Origin of the sequence: Chloroflexus sp., from assembly GCF_034435895.1 — a bacterium.
Lineage (GTDB): Bacteria > Chloroflexota > Chloroflexia > Chloroflexales > Chloroflexaceae > Chloroflexus.
In genome coordinates, this window is sequence record NZ_DAOTWH010000105.1 from 1 (window position 1) to 3,148 (window position 3,148).

The 3,148-nt window shown below is 58.7% G+C and carries 5 protein-coding genes; 3 read left to right on the plus strand and 2 right to left on the minus strand.

The annotated features are described in order from the left end of the window. Positions 1–775 precede the first annotated feature (775 nt). Together U9R81_RS06300 and U9R81_RS20045 are read right to left on the minus strand one after the other, a co-directional pair. Positions 776–1,144, minus strand: a complete 369-nt coding sequence (locus U9R81_RS06300; RefSeq protein WP_322494660.1) for a helix-turn-helix transcriptional regulator — start codon at positions 1,142–1,144, stop codon at positions 776–778. Further along, positions 1,056–1,343, minus strand: coding sequence for a CRISPR-associated ring nuclease (locus tag U9R81_RS20045; RefSeq protein WP_416180942.1), 288 nt, complete (start codon positions 1,341–1,343; stop codon positions 1,056–1,058). Before U9R81_RS20045 ends, U9R81_RS06300 begins: the two co-directional genes overlap by 89 nt. Between U9R81_RS20045 and U9R81_RS20050 the strand changes: the two genes are divergently transcribed. The 3 genes from U9R81_RS20050 to U9R81_RS06315 all read left to right on the plus strand — a co-directional run bounded on the left by U9R81_RS20050 (position 1,227) and on the right by U9R81_RS06315 (position 2,939). After that, positions 1,227–1,517, plus strand: a complete 291-nt coding sequence (locus U9R81_RS20050; protein ID WP_416180941.1) for a hypothetical protein — start codon at positions 1,227–1,229, stop codon at positions 1,515–1,517. The two genes, U9R81_RS20045 and U9R81_RS20050, sit on opposite strands and share 117 nt — an antisense overlap. A gap of 303 nt (positions 1,518–1,820) precedes the next feature. Next, entirely contained in the window at positions 1,821–2,258 is a 438-nt protein-coding gene (locus tag U9R81_RS06310; protein ID WP_322494658.1) for a hypothetical protein, read from the plus strand. Next, on the plus strand, positions 2,259–2,939 hold the full coding sequence (locus U9R81_RS06315) for a CRISPR-associated protein Csx3 (protein WP_322494659.1): 681 nt from the start codon (positions 2,259–2,261) through the stop codon (positions 2,937–2,939). Positions 2,940–3,148 lie beyond the last annotated feature (209 nt).

Here is a 3,148-nt window from a genome sequence, read left to right on the forward strand (position 1 = left end):
GGGTGGAGTCGGCCCAAAATCAAGGCGCACCTCGCGCTCGTCTCGCTGGATTTTGCAAAAGTCCAGTTCGTACTATCTGCTAGCAAACTCCAAACACCATGCCCCTTGTCATTACTAGGTTTAGCGTAACTGCGATGCAACGAACACGTGACGAAATCACGCGGCGCTATGATGGTTGGATAACCGCTCGAAGAACGATCAGAACGAATCTCAACCGGCATCAGCGGCGAAAAGCGCACAGTATCATTAAAAAAGAGTTCAAAAAATTGATTAAATGCCGCAGTATTAGAATTAGTGAACCCGCCATACCGGTGTGTAATCCGCCATGCTAAGGCGCCGCGCAACACGCTGATGGCTCAAACGAACCACCAACAGTCAACGCTAGTGTATGTACATTTTTCCCAAGGCCACGCAGTCGCCCTCGCTTATCAGCCACTTCCAACTCTCGAAGCAGAAGTTGCTCAATATAACATTGATAGGTTTCAAACCTCTCTTTATTTCTTGATTTCTCCCAATACTCTGCCGTGCGAGCTTTTAAATCAGTTTTAGAAAGCTGACAAGTCGAAGTCATTCTTGTCCCTCCACATCCACATTGCCCTTTATTATCCCCAACTCTACCACCCCTCCCCCACCGCCTCCATCCCCACAACTGTTGATTGTTCCTCAGCACCACTGCTGATCCACCGGCGCGGGCGGTTTGCTATACTCGTCCGATGAAGGTGGCGAAGTGTTCGCGGATGCAGCGATAATCGCGCGGCTCATTCGATGGCAATCTTCATGCGATGCGGCATTCGGCGAGGATGTTGGTTTTGTGCGTGTTGCCCGTGCTGAGCGAGATTGATAACCGTTCGGCGACTTGGTCAGGGCGCAGACCTTGCGCGAAGGCGCAGAGGACGTCGCGTTCACGCGGGCTGAGTTGTTCCCAGACTTGGCGGCAGCGCGGGTCTTCGACCGCGGTGAATTGGCGCAGATAGACGGGCAGGTTGGCCGGCGTGAGTTGGGCGAGCGCGTGCAGAGTGGGGAAATAGGCCCCCCACGGGTTGGCGGGACAGCAATCAGCCGCACGCCGTCTGCAGGGTTGACGTGCATCTGCGCGCCATCTTCGACTCGCGCCAGCGTCGCTTCGGGGGTGTGCGTATGCCACAAGCGGTCGCTGAAGTCGCCGCAGATGGTGATGACTGCGGTGGCCAGCAGGGCAGCATACGCCTCCCGCCGCTGATGCAGAGGTGCAGCCGGCGACCTTCGGCTTTAAGATTAACGATAAGGTCGCGGATGGCGGCAAAGGCTGCCTCGGCGTCACTTTCATTGCAGATATCGTCAAGTTCGCTGCCATTGCGAGAGATCGGGACGTGACGCAGCCGGCAGCGCCGTCCGGCGTAGTAGTCGTCAACGAATTCGGCTTACAGCCGTTGCCATGCCTGCCGGGTGCGCGGGTTGGCAAACGAGAGGTGCAAGACGTAGACGTCGCTGATAGCTTCACCCTGCACAAGCAGCGCATCGAGGGCGAAGGTGATTAGATTACTTGGGGCTGGCCGCCGAGGGTGACGATCAGCGTAGCCGGTTGATTTAACGTCATACCTGTACTTGGCTCAAACTTGATGCGCTCTATGATAGCATATCTGGCGCAAGGGTGATGGGGCGAATTACCGCCAAGCGACGCGAGGCAGGGTTGGCTCTTGCTTAGGGGGAAAAGGGGTTTGGGGGGAATGAGGGTCAAACCAGAACAAGGCAAGGTCGAGCGCATTCCAAAGCGCTATGCTTGAAGGAAGGCTGGGCAAGGGCAAGAGTGGCAAACGTTGTTGCAAACAACGTATTTCTCTATGAATCCATTTCCGGCAGAGATGATCGGTGGCCCGCCCCATAGCGGCAAGTCGGTGTTGGTGTATGCGCTGTCGCAGGCGCAGGTGGCTCACTATGTGTTGCGGGCTTGTCCTGATGGCGAGGGCGATTGGAGCCAAGAGACGTCGAAGGATCAGGTGCGGTTGTCGCGCCAGAAGGGTCAGTTCAGCGATGAGTTTGTCGAGGGGGTGCGCCATGATATCGAGCGCCGCCATTTGCCGTTGCTGGTTGATGTGGGGGGTAAGCCGACGCTTGAGCAAGAGCAGATTGTGCGCGCTTGCACCCACGCGGTGTTGCTGTCGGCTACGCCGGAAGGACTGGCCGAGTGGCGCGAGCGCGCTGAGCGGTGCGGGTTGATTCTGATCGCCGAATTGCAGTCGGTGTTGCAGGGCGAGGATCGGATCGATGAGGCAACGTGAGTGTTACGCGGGGTCATAAGCAAGCTGGAGCGGCAGTATCCGCCTGATTGGGTGATGGTGCAGAAACTGGCCGAGCGCTTGCAGCATCTGTTTGCGTTCAAGCCGGAAGAGCTGCGGGAACTGCTGTTTCAACAGGCGCCGACCGAGTTGATCATCGATCTTGATCAGCTTGCGCGCGCTGCCGGTATCGCGCGCTGGCAACCATCTGACCTGCCCCGTCTCTTAGCCGAGATTCCGCCTGCCGCTCTTTCGATCTATGGTCGCGGCCCGAATTGGCTGTACGCCGCGCTCGCGCTGCATGCAGCGCCGCAACCGGTATTTCTGTTTGACCCGCGCTTGGGGTGGGTGCAGCCGCCGGTCGTGGAGCTGGGCGATCAGCCGTCAGATGCGCTGCAATGGACGACAACGCTCAATTCAAGCTTCACGTGGCTAGAGGCCAATCCGGCCCAACCCCATCTCGATTATGACGAGCTGCAGCACATGATCGCCCCTACCCTCGATCCGCAGCGCGGCGTGATCCTCAGCGGCAAGCTGCCGCTCTGGTTGCTAGTCGGCCTAGTGCTCGCCTATCGCCAGCACCCGTGGCTGGCCGTGGTGCAAGCCCAACAGTACGGCAACGGGATTGTCGTTCTGAGCCGCGATGAGCAGTATCGCCTTGGGGATGTGGTGCGGATCGGGTGAAGAGTGGTATCCAGCAATGTCGCTCCTGCCGGGCGGGAGAGGGGTGAGGGTACCCCATCGCCCACTGGCCTGCTGTCATCGCGAGGGAGCGGCGGCACCTAGCGCGGCTGGGTGCCGCCCGACCGAAGCAATCGCTCCCTTCAGCGCAACCAATGGCTCAATGGGTGCGCCTCTCGCCCTCGCGGGGGGATTGCTTCGCCTCGCGTCGA